Here is a 15,785-nt window from a genome sequence, read left to right on the forward strand (position 1 = left end):
CCGACTTCGAAACGGCACTCAGATCGATCGATCCCGGCGACGGGTACTGCGGTCAGTTGAATCGTCATATGCGCAGGTTAGGACTTGATGTGCGGTCGGGGGAAAGACCGGTACGGGATAGGCTCAGAACGGATCGTTATCAATCGGCAGGGAGGGCACGTGGCGCCGGATACGGTGAGCCTGCGGTACTTCCTGGTGCTGGCGCAGGAGTTGAACTTCACCCGCGCGGCCGCACGGATCGGTATCGCACAGCCCGCACTCAGCGTCCGGATACGCCGATTGGAGGCGGAACTCGGCACGTCCCTGCTGATCCGCAACACGCGTAGCGTCGAATTGACCACGGCCGGTACCGCTTTGGCGGAGTCCGCGCCACCCGCGCTGGCGGCGTTGGACCGGGCATGGGACACCGCCCGGAGCGCGGCGGCCGGTGAACTGGGCACTCTGCGCATCGGACACAGCCTCAGCGCCGGGGCCGAGACGGTACCGGCCCTGGTGGACAGGCTGATTCGCGGCAACAACGGACTTGAGGTCGGCGCGGTCCCGATGGCGACACCGGAGATCTCCCCCGCGGTCGCCGACGGCCGCATCGACGCCGGGATCACCCGCGGTGAACAGCCGGGCGCTGGCGTGCGCCGGTTCCTGCTGCGGCGTATGCGCGTCGGGGTCCAGCTGGCGCAGCACCATCCGCTGGCCGAACACCCGGAGATCGAGATCGCCGACGCGGCCGCGTTTCCGCTGCGGCTCCCGGACCGTGCGGCCAACCCCGTGATCCACGATCAGCTGTCCGCACTGTTCCGAGACACCCGACCACACCCCCGATTTCACACCCCCACAGTCTCTTTCGACATGTCCCAGCGCGACCTGCGCGACGGGGCCACTCTCGCCCCGGCCGGAGAAGCCGCGGCCACGGCACAACCGGCCGGTCTCACCTGGCGACCGCTGCGAGGCGCGCCCAGCCTGACGATCCACCTGGTCCTCCCACGCGAGCAGACGCCGCTACACCGTCGCATCCGTGCCATCGCCAAAACCCTGGCGCACGAGCTGCACTGGCTGCCGGACTGACGTGCAAGCGGTCACGCGGTCACGCGGGGCAGACGCCTGCGGTGGCGAGGCCGAAGACCCTGCGCCCGGCGGACTGCGCGGTGATGACGACGGTGGCGGTCTCGCTGAATGTCCGACACGACCTCGCTACGCCGGCGGATCAGCATCCGACGACGGCCCCGGATCCGGGTCCCGGTCCGGTCCGAGTCGTACACCGCAGCGACATCCTCGCCCAGCCCGAGATCTCGGCGGACACCGCGCCTTCGCCGACGCAGAATCGGAAAAGCACGGGTAACCGGGGAATCGTTGACCTCCAGCCCAAGGGCTGTCCCGCAAAGGCTGCCGGCGCCCGCGCCAGGTGCTGAGCGGGATACTCGCGAGACTCCGACGCGGGGCTGTGGCAGCCTGCGGACATGCCGGAGCTGCGGGTTCATGAGGGCCGTCACTATGCCGTCCAGTACCACTACGCCTTGCCGGACGACGCATGGTGTGTGGAACTGAGCGAGGCCGTCCTTGCGCCGGCCGCGTGGGCTGAGATCCCCAACGCGGAAACGCATGTGCCTGGAGTAGCCCTTTTGGTGGCAGTGATACCTGACGAGGATCCGAGCCTGGAGCCGACCGTCCACATCCACAGCCACGACGAGCACGTCATCCCCTACGAGATCATGCGCTGGTTCATGGAGCACGTGGGCGAGCAGGTTGAACGCTGCCGCATTGCGTTCGGGCAGGGAGCACCTGAAGCAGCGGAACGATCACGCGGTGATCTGGTGTGATCACGACGTCGGAGCCCTTCTGGGCTGCCCCGTTCAGCGAGCTGAGCCCGAGTCGGCTCGACACGCTGATCACAGCACTCCGGCGCGAGGGCGCAGATCCGGTGAGCACGGGCCGGCCGTGGAGTCTGCCGCTGGAGGACCGCGTGCTGCTGGTCGCCGCGTACTGGCGGACGAAGCTGGGCCTGCGTCAACTGTCTTCGCTCTATGGGGGGTGTCCAAGTCTGCGGCCGACCGCATCGTCGAGACCTGGAAGATCCTCCGCGACTGCCGTCTCAAGCGCGACGGCGTCCGCCACGCGACGCTCGGCATCGCCCGCCTGCACAACCTCACCCTCGCCGGGTGACTACGAACAGGCAGGTCAACGCACACGTCGTAGATCATTTATGGGACAACGCTTAGCCAAAGGTGCGCCCGCGCCGCCCGCACCGTGGCGTTGCCAGTCCCCTGCGCGGCCAGTTCTATCTGCCGGATGACGTGATCGCGGGCGTACAGCGCTTCGGGTGCGCCGCGGAAGCCGTGCGCGTGCTCGGTCTCACCCCGGGTTCGGGAAAAAGCTTGTCGATGCTGCCGACGGCCAGGACAAGCCGGTCGCAGGGGAGTTCGCCGCTGCTCCCCTCCGGGCCCGTTCAGTGCGCGGCTCCCGCTTCCAGGTCGACGCGGCCCGCCTTCCCGAAGACCGCACCACACCCGCGAGGGCGACCGTCAACGAGACAGTGCCCCTGCGGGATTCCAAGAGCCCGGCCGCACCCTGGAGCAGTTGCAACAGGTCGAGGCAGTAGTTGATCGGGTTGAACACGATGTGCCGGGGCCGCTGGGAAAGCACTCCACGCGGTCCGTCGGGGTTGTGGCACGACGTCGTGCTCATGCACCCCGGGTCCCCGTCGATTCGCGGGCCGGTCGAGGCCGCGCCCCCGGCACGGCCTCGGTGAACTCCCATGACCGCCCGATCGGGATCCGCCGCCCTCGGCCGTACCGGGACGTAGGCCCGCTTATGGCAACGGCGGCGGCCCGTGGCGACTTCCGCCTCTCCTGAGGCAGGACCCTCCTCATCCGAAGGATCGTGAACAGCGCCCCGGTCAAGGCTCGTGACGGGCAGAACGAAGGGCGACACGCCGAGAGAAACCCTGTCCGGGGTCCGCACCTACCGAACTAAATTGATCATGAAATAACCCAGTCGTCATCCTGTACGAGTTCCTGCGAGAAAGACACAGAACCTTGCTCAACAACCGCTGGCTGATCCGCCTCGTCACCCTCCTGACCTGCATCCCCTACCTGCTCACGCTGCACGCCGACTCCTGGCGGACCCGCCCTCGACGCAGCCAGCCATGACCGTACGGATGTCTCCGGCCGCGTGCCCGCCACGCGGCCGGAGCAGTCACCACGCCCGCGCCGTGCACCGCGCGCGGCAAGTGCCGGGGGTAAGGCACCGACACAGCCAGATTGTCCGCCCGTCATTCTTTTTTCACTTGTGTGGATCGTGGGTACGAGGTCGGCGGCAGTTGCCAGACGGGGGCCGTGTGCGGGACGGTGGCGTGGGGGAAACGTTTTCTAGTGAGTGGATGAGGTGAGGGGTCCGCGCTGCGGATCGTCGTATTTTGGTCTCCACCCAAGCGCAGTCCACTACTGGTGCGGAGCCTGAGACTCCGTGGGGCAGGGCCCCGTACCCCGTCCTGGTCACGGACAGCCAGGGAATGATCGTCCTGTACAACGCCGTCGCCGGGATGCTCCTGCCCGCGGCCCGTACCGGAGCCCGGTTCGCCGATGTCGTCCCTGCCTGGCTCGCCGTTGCGTGCGACAGAATGCGCGTACCGGCCCCGCGTACCGCCTCCGCACCGGATGCGCCCCCGGCCGCTGGTGTGATCGGTGAACGGCGTTTCGAGGCGCACCCAAGCCCCCGGTCCGACGGAGCGGTGGCGTGGTGGCTCGTCGACGACACCGATCGCCAACTGGCGCGGGAAGCCCTGCACATGGAGCGGGAGCGGACGGCCTTCCTCGCCAAGGCGTCGAGCGTCCTGCTCTCCTCCCTGAACCTGGCGCGCTGTATGGAGGTGACCGCGCAGCTTGCGGCGGAAAACCTGGCCGACGCGGCGCTCACCATAGCGCCGTCGCGAGGATGGCGGCTCCCGGTGGTGACCTGTGTGCGGGGCGAGGCGCCCGTCATGTCGCACGAGCTGGTGGACCCGGACGACGTCCCGGGGCTGGGCGAGGCGCTGCGGGGGTTCCCGCCCGTGCCCTCGCGGTGGATCGATCCGTCGTCGGCGCCCGAGTGGATGGTGCCCGACGGGTTCGGTCCGGTCGGCTCCGTGGTGATCACTCCCCTGCCCGGTCACGGCGTTCCGGCAGGAGCTCTGGTGCTGCTGCGCCGCGCCCGGAGCGCCGCCTTCACCGAGGCCGAGGAGGTGTTCGACCGGCTGTTCGCCGCTCGGGCCGGGGCGGCGATGTCGGCCGCCCGGCTGTACGCGGAGCAGACCGCGATCACCGAAGTGCTGATGCAGGAGCTGCTGCCGCCGGTCCTCCACCGGATCGCGGGCGTGGACTACGCCGGCGGGTACAAGGCGTCCGCCGACCACGAACGGATCGGCGGGGACTTCTACGACGTCCATCCCGCCGCCGTAGAGGGCGAGGCCTCGTTGGTCACTCTCGGGGACGTGTGCGGCAAGGGCCTGGAAGCCGCGGTGCTGACGGGCAAGATCCGCAACACGCTGCACGCCCTGCTGCCCCTGGCACACGATCACCAGCAGATCCTCAGCCTGCTGAACACCGCGCTCCTCAACTCGCAACGGACCCGGTTCGCGACCCTGGTACTCGCCTCCGCCGTCCGAGAGCGGGACGACGTACGGATCCGGCTGACCAGCGCCGGGCACCCGGCACCGCTGATCGTGCGGGCGAACGGCACGGTGGAGGAGGCCGACACTCAGGGCACCCTCGTCGGAGCCATGCGCCAGGCCCCGGCCCGCACCACGGTCGTGTCCCTGGCGCCCGGCGAGTCCTGCGTCCTCTACACGGACGGCATCACCGAGGCCAAGGGCGGTCCGATGGGGGACGTGCAGTTCGGCGAGGAACGTCTCAAGAGGGCCCTTGCGGAGTGCGCGGGCATGCCCTGCGAGGGCATCGTCGAGCGTGTGCAGATGCTGGCCTCGCAATGGGTGGGCCCAGGCCGTCACGACGACATGGCCGTCGTCGTCATCTCCGCACCGCGCGTCATCTCCGCACCCCACGCCGTCTCCGCACCCCGCGCCGTCTCCGCACCGCGCGGCCCCCGCCCCGGTGCCGCGGACGGGCCCGACGGAGGGTGGCGCACCGTTTGAGCACCAGCACACCGCCCCGCCTCCCCCTTCCCCACGACCGCGTCGTCCGGCAGGTCAGCGCCGATCTGTGGGAAGCCACCGTGGCCGGGGACGAGTCCACCGCGACCGAAACCGTCCTGCGCGCCCTCGACGAGGGCCTGGATCCGGAGGCCGCACTGCTCGACGTGATCGCCGCGGTGCAGGGCAGGATCGGCGAGGAATGGGCCGCCAACCGGATCACCGTCGCCCAGGAGCACGCCGCGACCGCGATCAACGACCGCGTCGTGACCGCCGTGGGCAAGCGGACCGCCGTCGATGCCGACCGGGCGCCGGGCAGGATCACCGTGGCCTGCGTCGACGGCGAGTGGCACGCGCTGCCCGCCCGCCTGTTGGCCGAGGTCCTGAGGATCCGGGGCTGGCAGGTCGACTACCTCGGGGCCCAAGTACCGGCGCCCCACCTGATCTCCCATCTGCACAACACCGCGGCCGACGCGGTGGCCCTGTCCGGCTCGATCGCCACCCGGCTGCCGACCGCGCACGCCGCGATCACCGCTTGTCAGGCCATCGGCGTTCCCGTCCTCGTCGGGGGCGCCGCCTTCGGGCCCCGGGGCGAGTACGCCCGGCTGCTGGGCGCCGACGCCTGGGCGCCCGACGCCCGCGCCGCGGCCGCCCACCTGGCCCGGGGGCCGATGGTGCGCCCGCTGCCCGACCACCAGCCCATGGACGACCTGCCGCATCTGGCGGACCAGGAATACACCGTGGTCTCCCGCAACAGCGCCGTCCTCGTGCGGGCCGTCTTCACGGGCCTGCACGACGCGTTCCCCGGCATGCGCGCCTACGACGAGGTGCAGCGCGAGCGGATCGCGGAAGACCTCGCGCACATCGTGGAGTTCCTCGCCACCTCTCTCTACCTCGGTGACGAGGAGCTCTTCGGCCGCTTCCTCACCTGGACCGCCCGTATCCTCACCGCGCGCGGCGTTCCCGCGCGAAGCCTGCCCCCGGCCCTTCGGCTGCTGGCATCGGAGCTCAAGGACTTCCCCCGCGCGACGAGCACCCTCCAGTGCGGCATCCGGGCACTGGCCGTCGGCTGACGACCGGATGCCGCACGTCCCAGGCGCTCGTCGGCCGCACGTCCGCCGAGCACCTGCTCGCACAGCGCAGTGGGGGCGACAGCCGTACGCGACCAATCCACATCGCACCCGAAAGACCCCTTGAGGTGCGTACGGTGTCGGCCCCGGGGCATGATTCGCCGGAAAGGCCCCTGAGGGCGCCGGGTGGCCGTCAGTCCGACTCCGTCGGCCCGCACAGCGTCTCGCGCAGGAGCGCTGCCTCCTGGTCGAGGTGGTCCAGGAGTGCTTGCAGGGCAGGGGTGCGGGTGCGGTGCGCGGCCTCGGTGGTGCCCACCGTCCGGCCCACCGAGGGCAGTTCGACGGGCAGCGCGGCGAGGTGCTCGTCGGCGCGCAGGACCAGTTCGGGCAGCAGCGCCACCATGTCCGTCCGCAGGAGCAGCGCGCGCATGGTGAGGATGGACATGCACTCGACCCGGTCGGCGGGCAGCGTCAGGCCCCGGTCGGCGAAGAGCGCGCCGAGTTCCTGGCGCAGGGCGGTCTGTTCGACCGGGAGGATCCACGGGTAGTCGAGGGCACAGGTGAGCGTGACGTCGGCCGCACCGAGCAGGGGGTGCCCCGAGCGGACGGCGAGCCTGATGCGCTCCCGGTAGAGCCTGCGCTGGCGCAGCCCGTCCCCCTCCTTGAGCGCGGACCCCACCCGGCCGACGATGACGTCCAGTTCGCCCGCGAGAAGAGCGGGCTGGAGGACGTCGGGCGTCCCTTCCCGTACGACGACCGTCAGCCGGGGCCGTTCGCGCTTGAGTTCGGCGACCGCCCGGGGCAGCAGCACGTTGGTGCCGGCCAGCAGGGCGCCCACCGTCACCGTGCCGTCCAGGCCGTGCCGCAATTCGGTGAGGTGCTCCCCCGCTCTGCGCATCTCCGCGATCACCGCGCGGGCGTGCTCCGTCAGGGCCTGGCCGTAGAGCGTCGCCCGCATACCGCGGGGCTCGCGGACGAAGAGCGGCAGATCGGCGATGCCCTCCAGTTCGCGCAGGGCGCGGGTCGCGGCGGGCTGGGTGAGGTGGAGGGTCTCGGCGGCCCGCACCACGCTGCCGTGGTCGACGATCGCGACGAGCAGCGTCAGGTGCCGGAACTTCAGTCGGCCGTCCAGGAGGTCCATCGCCGTGCTCCTTCCGGGAGCGGTCGGGCAGGCCGGGCCTCGGCATACCCATCTCGGTATATGAGGGGCGCATTTTGGCATTGGTTCGGCATAGCTTGGTGGGCGCATGCTACCGGCACACGCCGGGGCACCAGTTCCGAATCCCCGGCCCGGCAACGGAGGTCCCCAGGGTGCCCTCACCTGTGCGGCATTACGTAGGAGGCGGGTTCGACACGTCGGGCGACCCGTTCCCGCTCGTCGACCCGGCCAACGGGCGCACCGTCGGCGAAGCGCCCGCGGCATCGCGGGAGTTGGTCGATCGCGCGGTGGTCGCGGCGCGGCGGGCCCTGCGCGGGCCGTGGGCGTCCTGGAGCCCGGCGGAGCGCTCGCGGATGCTGCACCGGATCGCCGACGGCATCGAGCGGCGCTTCGAGGAGTTCGTCGCCCGCGAGTGCGCCGACACCGGCAAGCCCCGCGAGCTCGCGTCGACGGTCGACGTCCCCCGCGCCATCGCCAACTTCCGCTCCTACGCCGACCTCCTGACGGGGCGCGCCGAGCGGTCCTGGCACACGCCCACCCCCGACGGCAGGGGCGCGCTGAACTACACGGTGCACAAGCCGCTCGGCGTGGTCGCGGTGATCTCCCCGTGGAACCTGCCGCTGCTGCTGCTCACCTGGAAGGTGGCCCCGGCCCTCGCCACGGGCAACACGGTGGTCGCCAAGCCCTCCGAACTCACCCCGGGCACGGCCTGTCTGCTGGCGGAGGTGATGGCTGAGGCCGGCGTGCCCGCAGGGGTCTTCAACCTCGTCCACGGCGAAGGCTCCGGCGCCGCCGGGCAGTGGCTCACCGAGCACCCGGGGGTCGACGCGGTCGCCTTCACCGGTGAGTCGCGCACCGGCACGAGCATCATGCGGGCAGCCGCCGAGCGGCTGGCCCCCGTCTCCTTCGAACTCGGCGGCAAGAACGCCGGTCTCGTCTTCGCCGACGCGGATCTGGAGCAGGCCGTGGGGGGCACCCTCCGCTCGGCCTTCACGCACAGCGGGCAGGTGTGCCTGTGCACCGAGCGGGTGTACGTGCAGCGGCCGGTCTTCGAGGAGTTCACCGACGCCCTGGCCGCCGGTGCGGGGACGCTGAGCGAATACGGACCGATGATCTCAGCGGCCCACCGCGACAAGGTACTGGGCCACCTCGCCAAGGCCGCGGCCGACGGCGAGCTACGAGCGGGCGGCGGGGCGCCGCGCTTCGGGGACGAACGCGACGGCGGCTTCTGGGTGGAGCCGACCGTGCTGACGGGGCTGGCGGAGGACCACCCCGCGGTACGGGAGGAGATCTTCGGGCCCGTCGTGCACCTGGCGCCGTTCGACACCGAGGAGGAGGCGCTGGCGCTCGCCAACGCCGGGCCCTACGGGCTGGCCGCCACCGTGTGGACGGGCGACGTGAGCCGGGCGCACCGCGTGGCCCCCGCGCTCGACGTGGGGATCGCCTGGGTCAACACCTGGAACCTGCGCGACCTGCGGACGCCCTTCGGGGGCGTGAAGGCCTCCGGGATCGGCCGCGAGGGCGGCGACCACTCCCTCGACTTCTTCTCCGAGCCGATGAATGTGTGCGTGAAACTGTGAACCCACCGGACGAAGGAGCGGCCACCGCGGTGGCGCGGGCCGCCGAACGGCTCGACGCCGCACGCCGTACGGGCGTCCCGTGCGCCCCCGTCCGCGACCTGCTCCCCGCCGGGGACCTCGCGGCCGCCTACGCCGTACAGACCACTCTCAGCGACCACCGCCGCGCCGAGGGGCGCCGCGTCACCGGCTGGAAGATCGGACTGACCTCCGCGGCCGTTCAGTCCCAACTCGGCGTCAGCACACCGGACTTCGGCGTCCTGATGGACGACATGGCCGTACCAGACGGCGCGGAGATCCCCTGGGAAGCGGTGCTCCAGCCCCGCGCCGAGGCCGAAGTCGCCCTGGTCCTGGCGGACGACCTCGTTCACGAGCGGCACACCGTGGCCGACGTGATCCGGGCGACCGCCTTCGCGCTGCCGGCCGTCGAAGTGGTCGGCAGCCGGATCCGCGACTGGGACATCTCGGCCGTCGACACCATCGCCGACAACGCGTCCAGCGGCGCCTACGTCCTGGGCACCCGACCCGTGCCGCTGCGCGATCTCGACCTGCGCACCGCCGGGATGGTGCTGGAACGCCGGGGCGAGCCCGTGTCCACCGGTGCGGGCGCCGCCTGCCTGGGACACCCCCTGCACGCGGCCGTCTGGCTCGCCGACACGCTCGTACGGCTCGGCACCCCGCTGCGCGCCGGGGACACCGTGCTCACCGGCGCCCTCGGCCCCATGGCCGCCGTGGAGCCCGGCGACGTCTTCGAAGCCCGCATCGACGGCCTCGGCTCGGTGCGCGCCGCCTTCCGGAGCACCGCGCCGCGGCGGGAGGACACCCGATGAACACCGTAGAACTCGCCGCCGCCCTCGACGCCGCCGCCCTGGCGGGCCGCGCGCTGCCCGGCGACGGCAGCGGACCGCGGGACACCGACGACGCGTACGCCGTCCAGGCCGCTCTCCTCGCCCGGCGGCTGGCCCGCGGCGAGCGGCTGACCGGCTTCAAGCTGGGGTTCACGAGCCTGGCCAAGATGCGTCAGATGGGCGTCCGCGACCTGATCCACGGGCGGCTGACGGACCGGATGGAGATCCCCGACGGAGGAATCCTCGACGTCTCCCGGCTGATCCACCCCCGGGTCGAGCCCGAAGTGGCCTTCCTGCTGGGCGACACCCTGCTCCCCGGCGGCGACCCCATGGCGGCGGTCGCGGCCGTGGCCCCGGCCCTTGAGGTCATCGACTCCCGCTACGACGGCTTCCGCTTCTCGCTGCCCGAGGTGATCGCCGACAACACCTCCGCCTCCGGCTACGCCGTGGGCCCCTGGTCCGCCCCGGGCGAGCTGGGCAACCTCGGCGTCCTGGTCGAACTCGACGGGCGGCTCGCCGAGACCGGCTCCACCGCGGCGATCCTGGGGCACCCCGTGCGCGCCCTCGCTGCGGCCGCCCGGCTCGCCGGGTCACTGGCCCCCGGCACCGTCGTCCTCGCCGGAGCGGCGACGGCCGCCGTACCGCTGCCGCCCGGGACCCACGTGCGCGCCGAGGTCGCGGGCCTGGGCACCGTCCGCTTCACCACGACCACCCCCGAGGAGCACCCGTGATCGTCCCCGGCGCCGCCCCGCCCCGCGGGCGCTTCCCCCACTTCCGGCGCGCGGGCGACCTGGTCTTCGTCTCCGGCACCAGCTCGCGCCGCCCCGACGGCACCTTCGCCGGCGCGAAAGCGGACGCGATGGGAGTGACGGACCTCGACATCCGCGCACAGACCCGCGCCGTCCTCGACAACATCGCGCGCCTGCTGGCCGCCGCGGGCGGCGGCCTCAGCGACCTGGTCTCCGTCACCACCTACCTCACCAGCATGAACGACTTCGGCGGCTACAACGAGGTCTACGCCGAACACTTCGACGAGCACGGCCCCTCGCGCACCACCGTCGCCGTCCACCAACTCCCCCACCCGCACCTGCTGATCGAGATCAGCGCCGTCGCCCACATCCCCCGGACCCCCGTCACCCGCATCTCCCAGGACAAGGAACCGCGCCCATGACCATGAGACCGTTCAACCTCCAGGCCTGGATCGAGGAGCACCGCCACCTGCTCAAGCCGCCGGTCGGCAACGTCCAGATCTGGCAGGACGCCGACCTGATGGTGACCGTCGTGGGCGGCCCCAACCGCCGCACCGACTTCCACGACGACCCGATCGAGGAGTTCTTCTACCAGCTCAAGGGCGACATGGTGCTGCGCGTCATGGAGGAGGAGGGACAGCCGCCGCGCGACATCCACATCCGCGAGGGTGACGTCTTCCTCGCCCCCGCGCACCTGCGCCACTCCCCGCAGCGGCCGGAGGAGGACAGCATCGGGCTGGTCGTGGAGTTCGCCCGGCCGCAGGGCCAGCGCGACGCCTTCGAGTGGTACTGCACCCAGTGCCACCACCTCGTGCACCGCAGCGAAGTGCAGCTCACCTCCATCGTCGAGGACCTGCCGCCGGTGTTCAACGCGTTCTACGGCGACGAGAGCGCCCGCACCTGCGAGCGCTGCGGCGCCCTGCACCCGGGCAAGGACTGGCCCGACGCACTGCGCCCGCGCACCCGCCGCGACGGGACGGACGGCGCATGACCGTCGTCGACATCCACGCCCACGTCTTCCCCGAGATCGGCCGCGCCGAGTCCCGGCTGCTCACCGGCTCCGACGACAGCCCCTGGCTGCGCACCACCGACGGCCCGGACGCCGGGATGATGATGGCCGGGGCCGCCGAGTACCGGCCCGTGCGCCGCACCCTGTGGGACCCCTCGGAGCGCGTCGCCGACCTCGACCGGCTCGGCGTGGACATCCAGGTGCTGTCCAGCACCCCGCTGCTGTTCGGCTACGGGCTGGAGGCGTCGCGCGCCACCGACTGGTGCCGCACCGTCAACTCCCATCTGATGGGCTTCAGTTCCCACGCACCGCACCGGCTGGCACCGCTGTGCCAGGTGCCGCTTCAGGACACCGAGGCCGCCTGCGCCACGCTCACCGAAGCCATGCGCCAGGGCTTTCACGGCGTCCACATCGGCAACCACATCGGCGACCGCGACCTCGACCACGGCGCGCTGCTGGAGTTCCTCACGCACTGCGCCGAGGAGAACGCGGCCGTACTGGTCCACCCCTGGGACCTGCCGACGGGCCCCCGCTTCTCCCGGTACATGCTCGCCTGGCTGTCGGGCATGGCCGCCGAGACCCAGCTGAGCATCCTGTCGCTGATCCTCTCCGGCGCCTTCGAGCGGCTGCCCGCTTCCCTGCGGCTGCTCTTCGCCCACGGCGGCGGCAGCTTCCCCTACCTGCTGGGCCGCGCCGACAACGCCTGGCACCGCCGCGACCTCGTGCGCGCCGACAGCCCGCACCCGCCGTCGCACTACACCGACCGCTTCGCCGTCGACTCCGCGGTCTTCGACCCCGGTGCGCTGCGGCTGCTGGTGGACGTGATGGGCGCCGAGCGGGTCCTGCTCGGCTCCGACCACCCCTTCCCGCTCGGCGAGGAGGAGATCGGCCGGCTCGTGCGCGACAGCGCGCTCACCGAACAGGAACGGGCGGCCGTCATCGGCGGCAACGCCGTCCGCTTCTTCGGACTGACCCCACTGCTGAAGGAGGCCGTCCGATGAGGGCAGCCGTGATCGGATCGGGCAACATCGGCACCGATCTCCTCATCAAGATCATCCGTGGTTCGGGAAACGTCACCGCCGCCGCGATGATCGGCATCGATCCCGGGTCCGAAGGGCTCGCACGGGCCCGCCGCCTCGGGGTGCCCACCAGCTCCGACGGAGTGGCGGGGCTGCTGGCGCTCGACGGGTTCGAGGACATCGACATCGTCTTCGACGCCACGTCCGCGGCCGCCCACCACCGCAACGCGGCCGCGCTCGCCCCGTACGGCAAGAAGATCGTCGACCTCACACCGGCCGCCATCGGCCCGTACGTCGTGCCCCCCGTGAACCTCGACGAGCACCTCGACGCACCCGACATCAACATGGTCACCTGCGGCGGCCAGGCCACGGTCCCCGTCGTCGCCGCCGTCTCGGCGGTGACACCGGTGCACTACGCCGAGATCGTCGCGTCGATCGCATCGCGCTCGGCGGGCCCCGGCACCCGGGCCAACATCGACGAGTTCACCGAGACCACCGCCCGCGCACTGGAGCGGGTGGGCGGCGCCGCCAGGGGCAAGGCGATCATCGTCCTCAACCCGGCCGAGCCCGCCCTGCTGATGCGCGACACCGTGCACTGCCTCGTCGACGACTGCGACACCGACCGCGTCACCGCGTCCGTGCACGCGATGACCGCGTCCGTCGCCGCATACGTACCCGGCTACCGGCTCAAGCAGGAGCCCCAGTTCCGCAAGGTCCCCGACGACGACCCGCTGGCCCGGCTCGCCGGACGCGGCCGACTGCTGGTCTCGGTCTACCTGGAGGTGGAGGGCGCGGCCCACTACCTGCCCGCCTACGCCGGAAACCTCGACATCATGACCTCCGCCGCGCTGCGCACCGCCGAGCGCCTGGCCGAACGGAGCCCGGCCCGATGACCTCCGTCTACGTCCAGGACGTGACCCTGCGCGACGGCATGCACGCCGTCTCGCACCGCTACACCACCGACCAGGTGCGCGCCATCGCCGCCGCCCTGGAAGCGGCGGGCGTCGACGCCGTCGAGGTCGCCCACGGCGACGGCCTCTCCGGCTCGTCCGTCACCTACGGCCCCGGTGCGCACACCGACTGGGAGTGGCTGGAGGCGGCCGCCGACGTCCTCGACCGGGCCAGGCTCACCACCCTGCTGCTGCCCGGCGTCGGCACCGCACAGGACCTGCGCCGCGCCCACTCCCTCGGCGTCACCTCCGTGCGCGTCGCCACCCACTGCACCGAGGCCGACATCGCGGCCCAGCACATCGCCCTGGCCAGGGAGCTGGGGATGGACGTGGCGGGCTTCCTGATGATGTCCCACATGGCTCCGCCCGCCGAACTGGCCGCCCAGGCCCGGCTGATGGAGTCCTACGGCGCGCACTGCGTCTACGTCACCGACTCCGGCGGCAGGCTCACCATGGACGGCGTACGGGAGCGGGTCACCGCCTACCGCGACGTCCTCGACCCCGCCACCGAGATCGGCATCCACGCCCACCACAACCTCGGCCTGGGCGTCGCCAACAGCGTCACCGCCGTGGAAGCGGGCGCCCACCGCGTGGACGCCTCGCTCGCGGGACAGGGCGCGGGAGCCGGAAACGCGCCGCTGGAGCCGACGGTCGCCGTCTTCGACCTCATGGGCTGGGAGCACGGCTGTGACCTGTTCCCGCTGATGGACGCGGCGGAAGACCTCGTACGCCCCACTCAGGACCGGCCCGTACGGGTCGACCGCGAGACGCTGACGCTCGGCTACGCCGGGGTGTACTCCAGCTTCCTGCGCCACGCGGAGACCACCGCCCTGCGCCACGGGCTCGACACCCGCGACCTGCTGGTCGCGGCCGGGCAGCGGCGGCTGGTGGGCGGGCAGGAGGACCTCCTCGCCGACATCGCGCTCGACCTCGTCCGGCAGCGCGCCACCGACACCCCGTCCCCCACCCGCAGCGAGGAGGTACCCGCATGCTGAACCAGCGCGCAGCCGAGCTGGACGCCGCCGACCCCATCGCCCACGTCCGCGACCGCTTCCTCCTGCCCAAGGGCGTCGTCTATCTCGACGGCAACTCGCTGGGCGCCCTGCCCGCGGCCGTCCCCGCAGCCGTCGAAGACGCCGTGCACCGACAGTGGGGCACCGATCTGATCCGGTCCTGGAACGGAAACGGCTGGTGGGAGGCGCCGGTGCGGACCGGCGACGCCATCGGCCGCCTCATCGGCGCGGCCCCGGGCCAGGTGGTGGCCGGGGACTCCACCAGCGTCCAGCTCTTCAACAGCCTGCTCGCCGCCGCCCGGCTGCGGCCAGGACGCCGACTGCTGCTGACCGACCCGGACCACTTCCCCACCGACCAGTACATCGCCGACTCGGTGGGACGGCTGCTCGGCCTCGACGTCCGCCGGGTCCCCGCGCACGAGGCCCCCGCATTCCTCGCGGCCGACGGCGAGCGGGTGGCGGTGGCCGCCTACGCCCCGGTCGACTACCGCACGGGCGAGCTCCACGACATGGCGGCGCTCACCGCCGCCGCCCACGCGGCCGGGGCCCTGGCACACTGGGACCTCTGCCACGCCGCGGGCGCCCTGCCCATCGAACTCGACGCCATCGGGGCCGACTTCGCGGTCGGATGCGGCTACAAGTACCTCTCCGGCGGTCCCGGCGCCCCGGCGTTCGCCTACGTCGCCCACCGCCACCAGCGGGACTTCGACCACCCGGTCACCGGATGGCACGGGCACGCGGAACCGTTCGCCATGTCCGGCACGTACACCCCGGCCCCGGACATCACCCGGGCCCGCATCGGAACCCCGCCGCTGCTCTCGCTGATCGCGCTGGAGGCCGCGTTGACGGCGTACGACGGTGTGGACATGGCGTCCGTACGGGCCAAGAGCCTGTCGCTGACCGGGTTCTTCCAGGAGTGCGCCGACACCCTCCTGGGCGGCCTGGGATTCACCGCGGCCACCCCGCACGAGCCGGAACGCCGCGGCAGCCAGGTCGCCCTGCGCCACCCCGAGGCGTACCCGCTCGTCTCGGCCCTCACCGCGCGAGGCGTCATCGGCGACATGCGCGCCCCCGACCTTCTGCGCTTCGGCTTCAACGCCCTGTACCTCACGCACGCGGACGTCCTGCACGCCGTGCGGGAGCTGCGGGACATCGCGACCACCGGCGCCCACCTGGCCGCCGAGCACCAGCGGCGCCCGACGGTCACCTGACCGCACCGCAGGCCCGGTTCGCGCGATCCCCCAGGTCATCGGGCACACCGACCGCCGCGCG

The 15,785-nt window shown here is 72.0% G+C and carries 14 protein-coding genes and 1 pseudogene; 14 read left to right on the forward strand and 1 reads right to left on the reverse strand.

Features of this window, described 5'->3' with window-relative positions:
* Positions 1-159: 159 nt before the first annotated feature.
* The 5 genes and pseudogenes from ACIBNE_RS22980 to ACIBNE_RS23000 all read left to right on the forward strand — a co-directional run bounded on the left by ACIBNE_RS22980 (position 160) and on the right by ACIBNE_RS23000 (position 6,192).
* Complete coding sequence (locus tag ACIBNE_RS22980; RefSeq protein ID WP_399274351.1) at positions 160-1,062, forward strand: LysR family transcriptional regulator; 903 nt, start codon at positions 160-162, stop codon at positions 1,060-1,062.
* A 392-nt stretch (positions 1,063-1,454) separates the two neighbouring features.
* Positions 1,455-1,814: a hypothetical protein gene (locus tag ACIBNE_RS22985; RefSeq protein ID WP_399274353.1), complete on the forward strand. Its 360-nt coding sequence runs from the start codon at positions 1,455-1,457 to the stop codon at positions 1,812-1,814.
* A pseudogene (locus ACIBNE_RS22990) lies at positions 1,811-2,058 on the forward strand (transposase family protein); the annotation flags it as partial. The gene ACIBNE_RS22985 and the pseudogene ACIBNE_RS22990, both read left to right, overlap by 4 nt.
* A 1,447-nt stretch (positions 2,059-3,505) precedes the next feature.
* Positions 3,506-5,122, forward strand: coding sequence for a PP2C family protein-serine/threonine phosphatase (locus ACIBNE_RS22995; RefSeq protein ID WP_399274355.1), 1,617 nt, complete (start codon positions 3,506-3,508; stop codon positions 5,120-5,122).
* Complete coding sequence (locus ACIBNE_RS23000) at positions 5,119-6,192, forward strand: B12-binding domain-containing protein (protein WP_399274357.1); 1,074 nt, start codon at positions 5,119-5,121, stop codon at positions 6,190-6,192. The genes ACIBNE_RS22995 and ACIBNE_RS23000 overlap by 4 nt, the downstream gene beginning before the upstream one ends.
* A gap of 190 nt (positions 6,193-6,382) precedes the next feature.
* Here ACIBNE_RS23000 and ACIBNE_RS23005 read toward each other — a convergent pair whose 3' ends face one another.
* Complete coding sequence (locus ACIBNE_RS23005; protein ID WP_399274358.1) at positions 6,383-7,330, reverse strand: LysR substrate-binding domain-containing protein; 948 nt, start codon at positions 7,328-7,330, stop codon at positions 6,383-6,385.
* A 182-nt stretch (positions 7,331-7,512) separates the two neighbouring features.
* Here ACIBNE_RS23005 and ACIBNE_RS23010 point away from each other — a divergent pair, with 182 nt between their 5' ends.
* Genes ACIBNE_RS23010 through kynU form a run of 9 tightly spaced genes read left to right on the forward strand, consistent with a single transcriptional unit; the run spans position 7,513 to position 15,724 of the window.
* A complete protein-coding gene (locus ACIBNE_RS23010) occupies positions 7,513-8,928 on the forward strand; it encodes a 2-hydroxymuconic semialdehyde dehydrogenase (protein ID WP_399274360.1) in 1,416 nt (471 codons plus the stop codon).
* Entirely contained in the window at positions 8,925-9,755 is an 831-nt protein-coding gene (locus ACIBNE_RS23015; protein ID WP_399274362.1) for a 2-keto-4-pentenoate hydratase, read from the forward strand. Before ACIBNE_RS23010 ends, ACIBNE_RS23015 begins: the two co-directional genes overlap by 4 nt.
* Positions 9,752-10,504, forward strand: coding sequence for a 2-keto-4-pentenoate hydratase (locus ACIBNE_RS23020; RefSeq protein ID WP_399274363.1), 753 nt, complete (start codon positions 9,752-9,754; stop codon positions 10,502-10,504). Before ACIBNE_RS23015 ends, ACIBNE_RS23020 begins: the two co-directional genes overlap by 4 nt.
* Entirely contained in the window at positions 10,501-10,944 is a 444-nt protein-coding gene (locus ACIBNE_RS23025; RefSeq protein ID WP_399274365.1) for a RidA family protein, read from the forward strand. The genes ACIBNE_RS23020 and ACIBNE_RS23025 overlap by 4 nt, the downstream gene beginning before the upstream one ends.
* A complete protein-coding gene (locus tag ACIBNE_RS23030; protein ID WP_399274367.1) occupies positions 10,941-11,513 on the forward strand; it encodes a 3-hydroxyanthranilate 3,4-dioxygenase in 573 nt (190 codons plus the stop codon). The genes ACIBNE_RS23025 and ACIBNE_RS23030 overlap by 4 nt, the downstream gene beginning before the upstream one ends.
* Positions 11,510-12,532: an amidohydrolase family protein gene (locus ACIBNE_RS23035; protein WP_399274369.1), complete on the forward strand. Its 1,023-nt coding sequence runs from the start codon at positions 11,510-11,512 to the stop codon at positions 12,530-12,532. Before ACIBNE_RS23030 ends, ACIBNE_RS23035 begins: the two co-directional genes overlap by 4 nt.
* Positions 12,529-13,443 (forward strand): acetaldehyde dehydrogenase (acetylating), encoded by a 915-nt coding sequence (locus ACIBNE_RS23040; RefSeq protein ID WP_399274371.1) that lies wholly within the window; start codon positions 12,529-12,531, stop codon positions 13,441-13,443. The genes ACIBNE_RS23035 and ACIBNE_RS23040 overlap by 4 nt, the downstream gene beginning before the upstream one ends.
* Complete coding sequence (gene dmpG / locus ACIBNE_RS23045) at positions 13,440-14,495, forward strand: 4-hydroxy-2-oxovalerate aldolase (protein ID WP_399274373.1); 1,056 nt, start codon at positions 13,440-13,442, stop codon at positions 14,493-14,495. The genes ACIBNE_RS23040 and dmpG overlap by 4 nt, the downstream gene beginning before the upstream one ends.
* Positions 14,489-15,724 (forward strand): kynureninase, encoded by a 1,236-nt coding sequence (gene kynU, locus ACIBNE_RS23050; RefSeq protein ID WP_399274375.1) that lies wholly within the window; start codon positions 14,489-14,491, stop codon positions 15,722-15,724. Before dmpG ends, kynU begins: the two co-directional genes overlap by 7 nt.
* The last annotated feature ends 61 nt before the right edge of the window (positions 15,725-15,785 follow it).

Source organism: Streptomyces sp. NPDC050504, from assembly GCF_044458065.1.
In the GTDB taxonomy this organism is placed as follows: Bacteria; Actinomycetota; Actinomycetes; order Streptomycetales; family Streptomycetaceae; genus Streptomyces.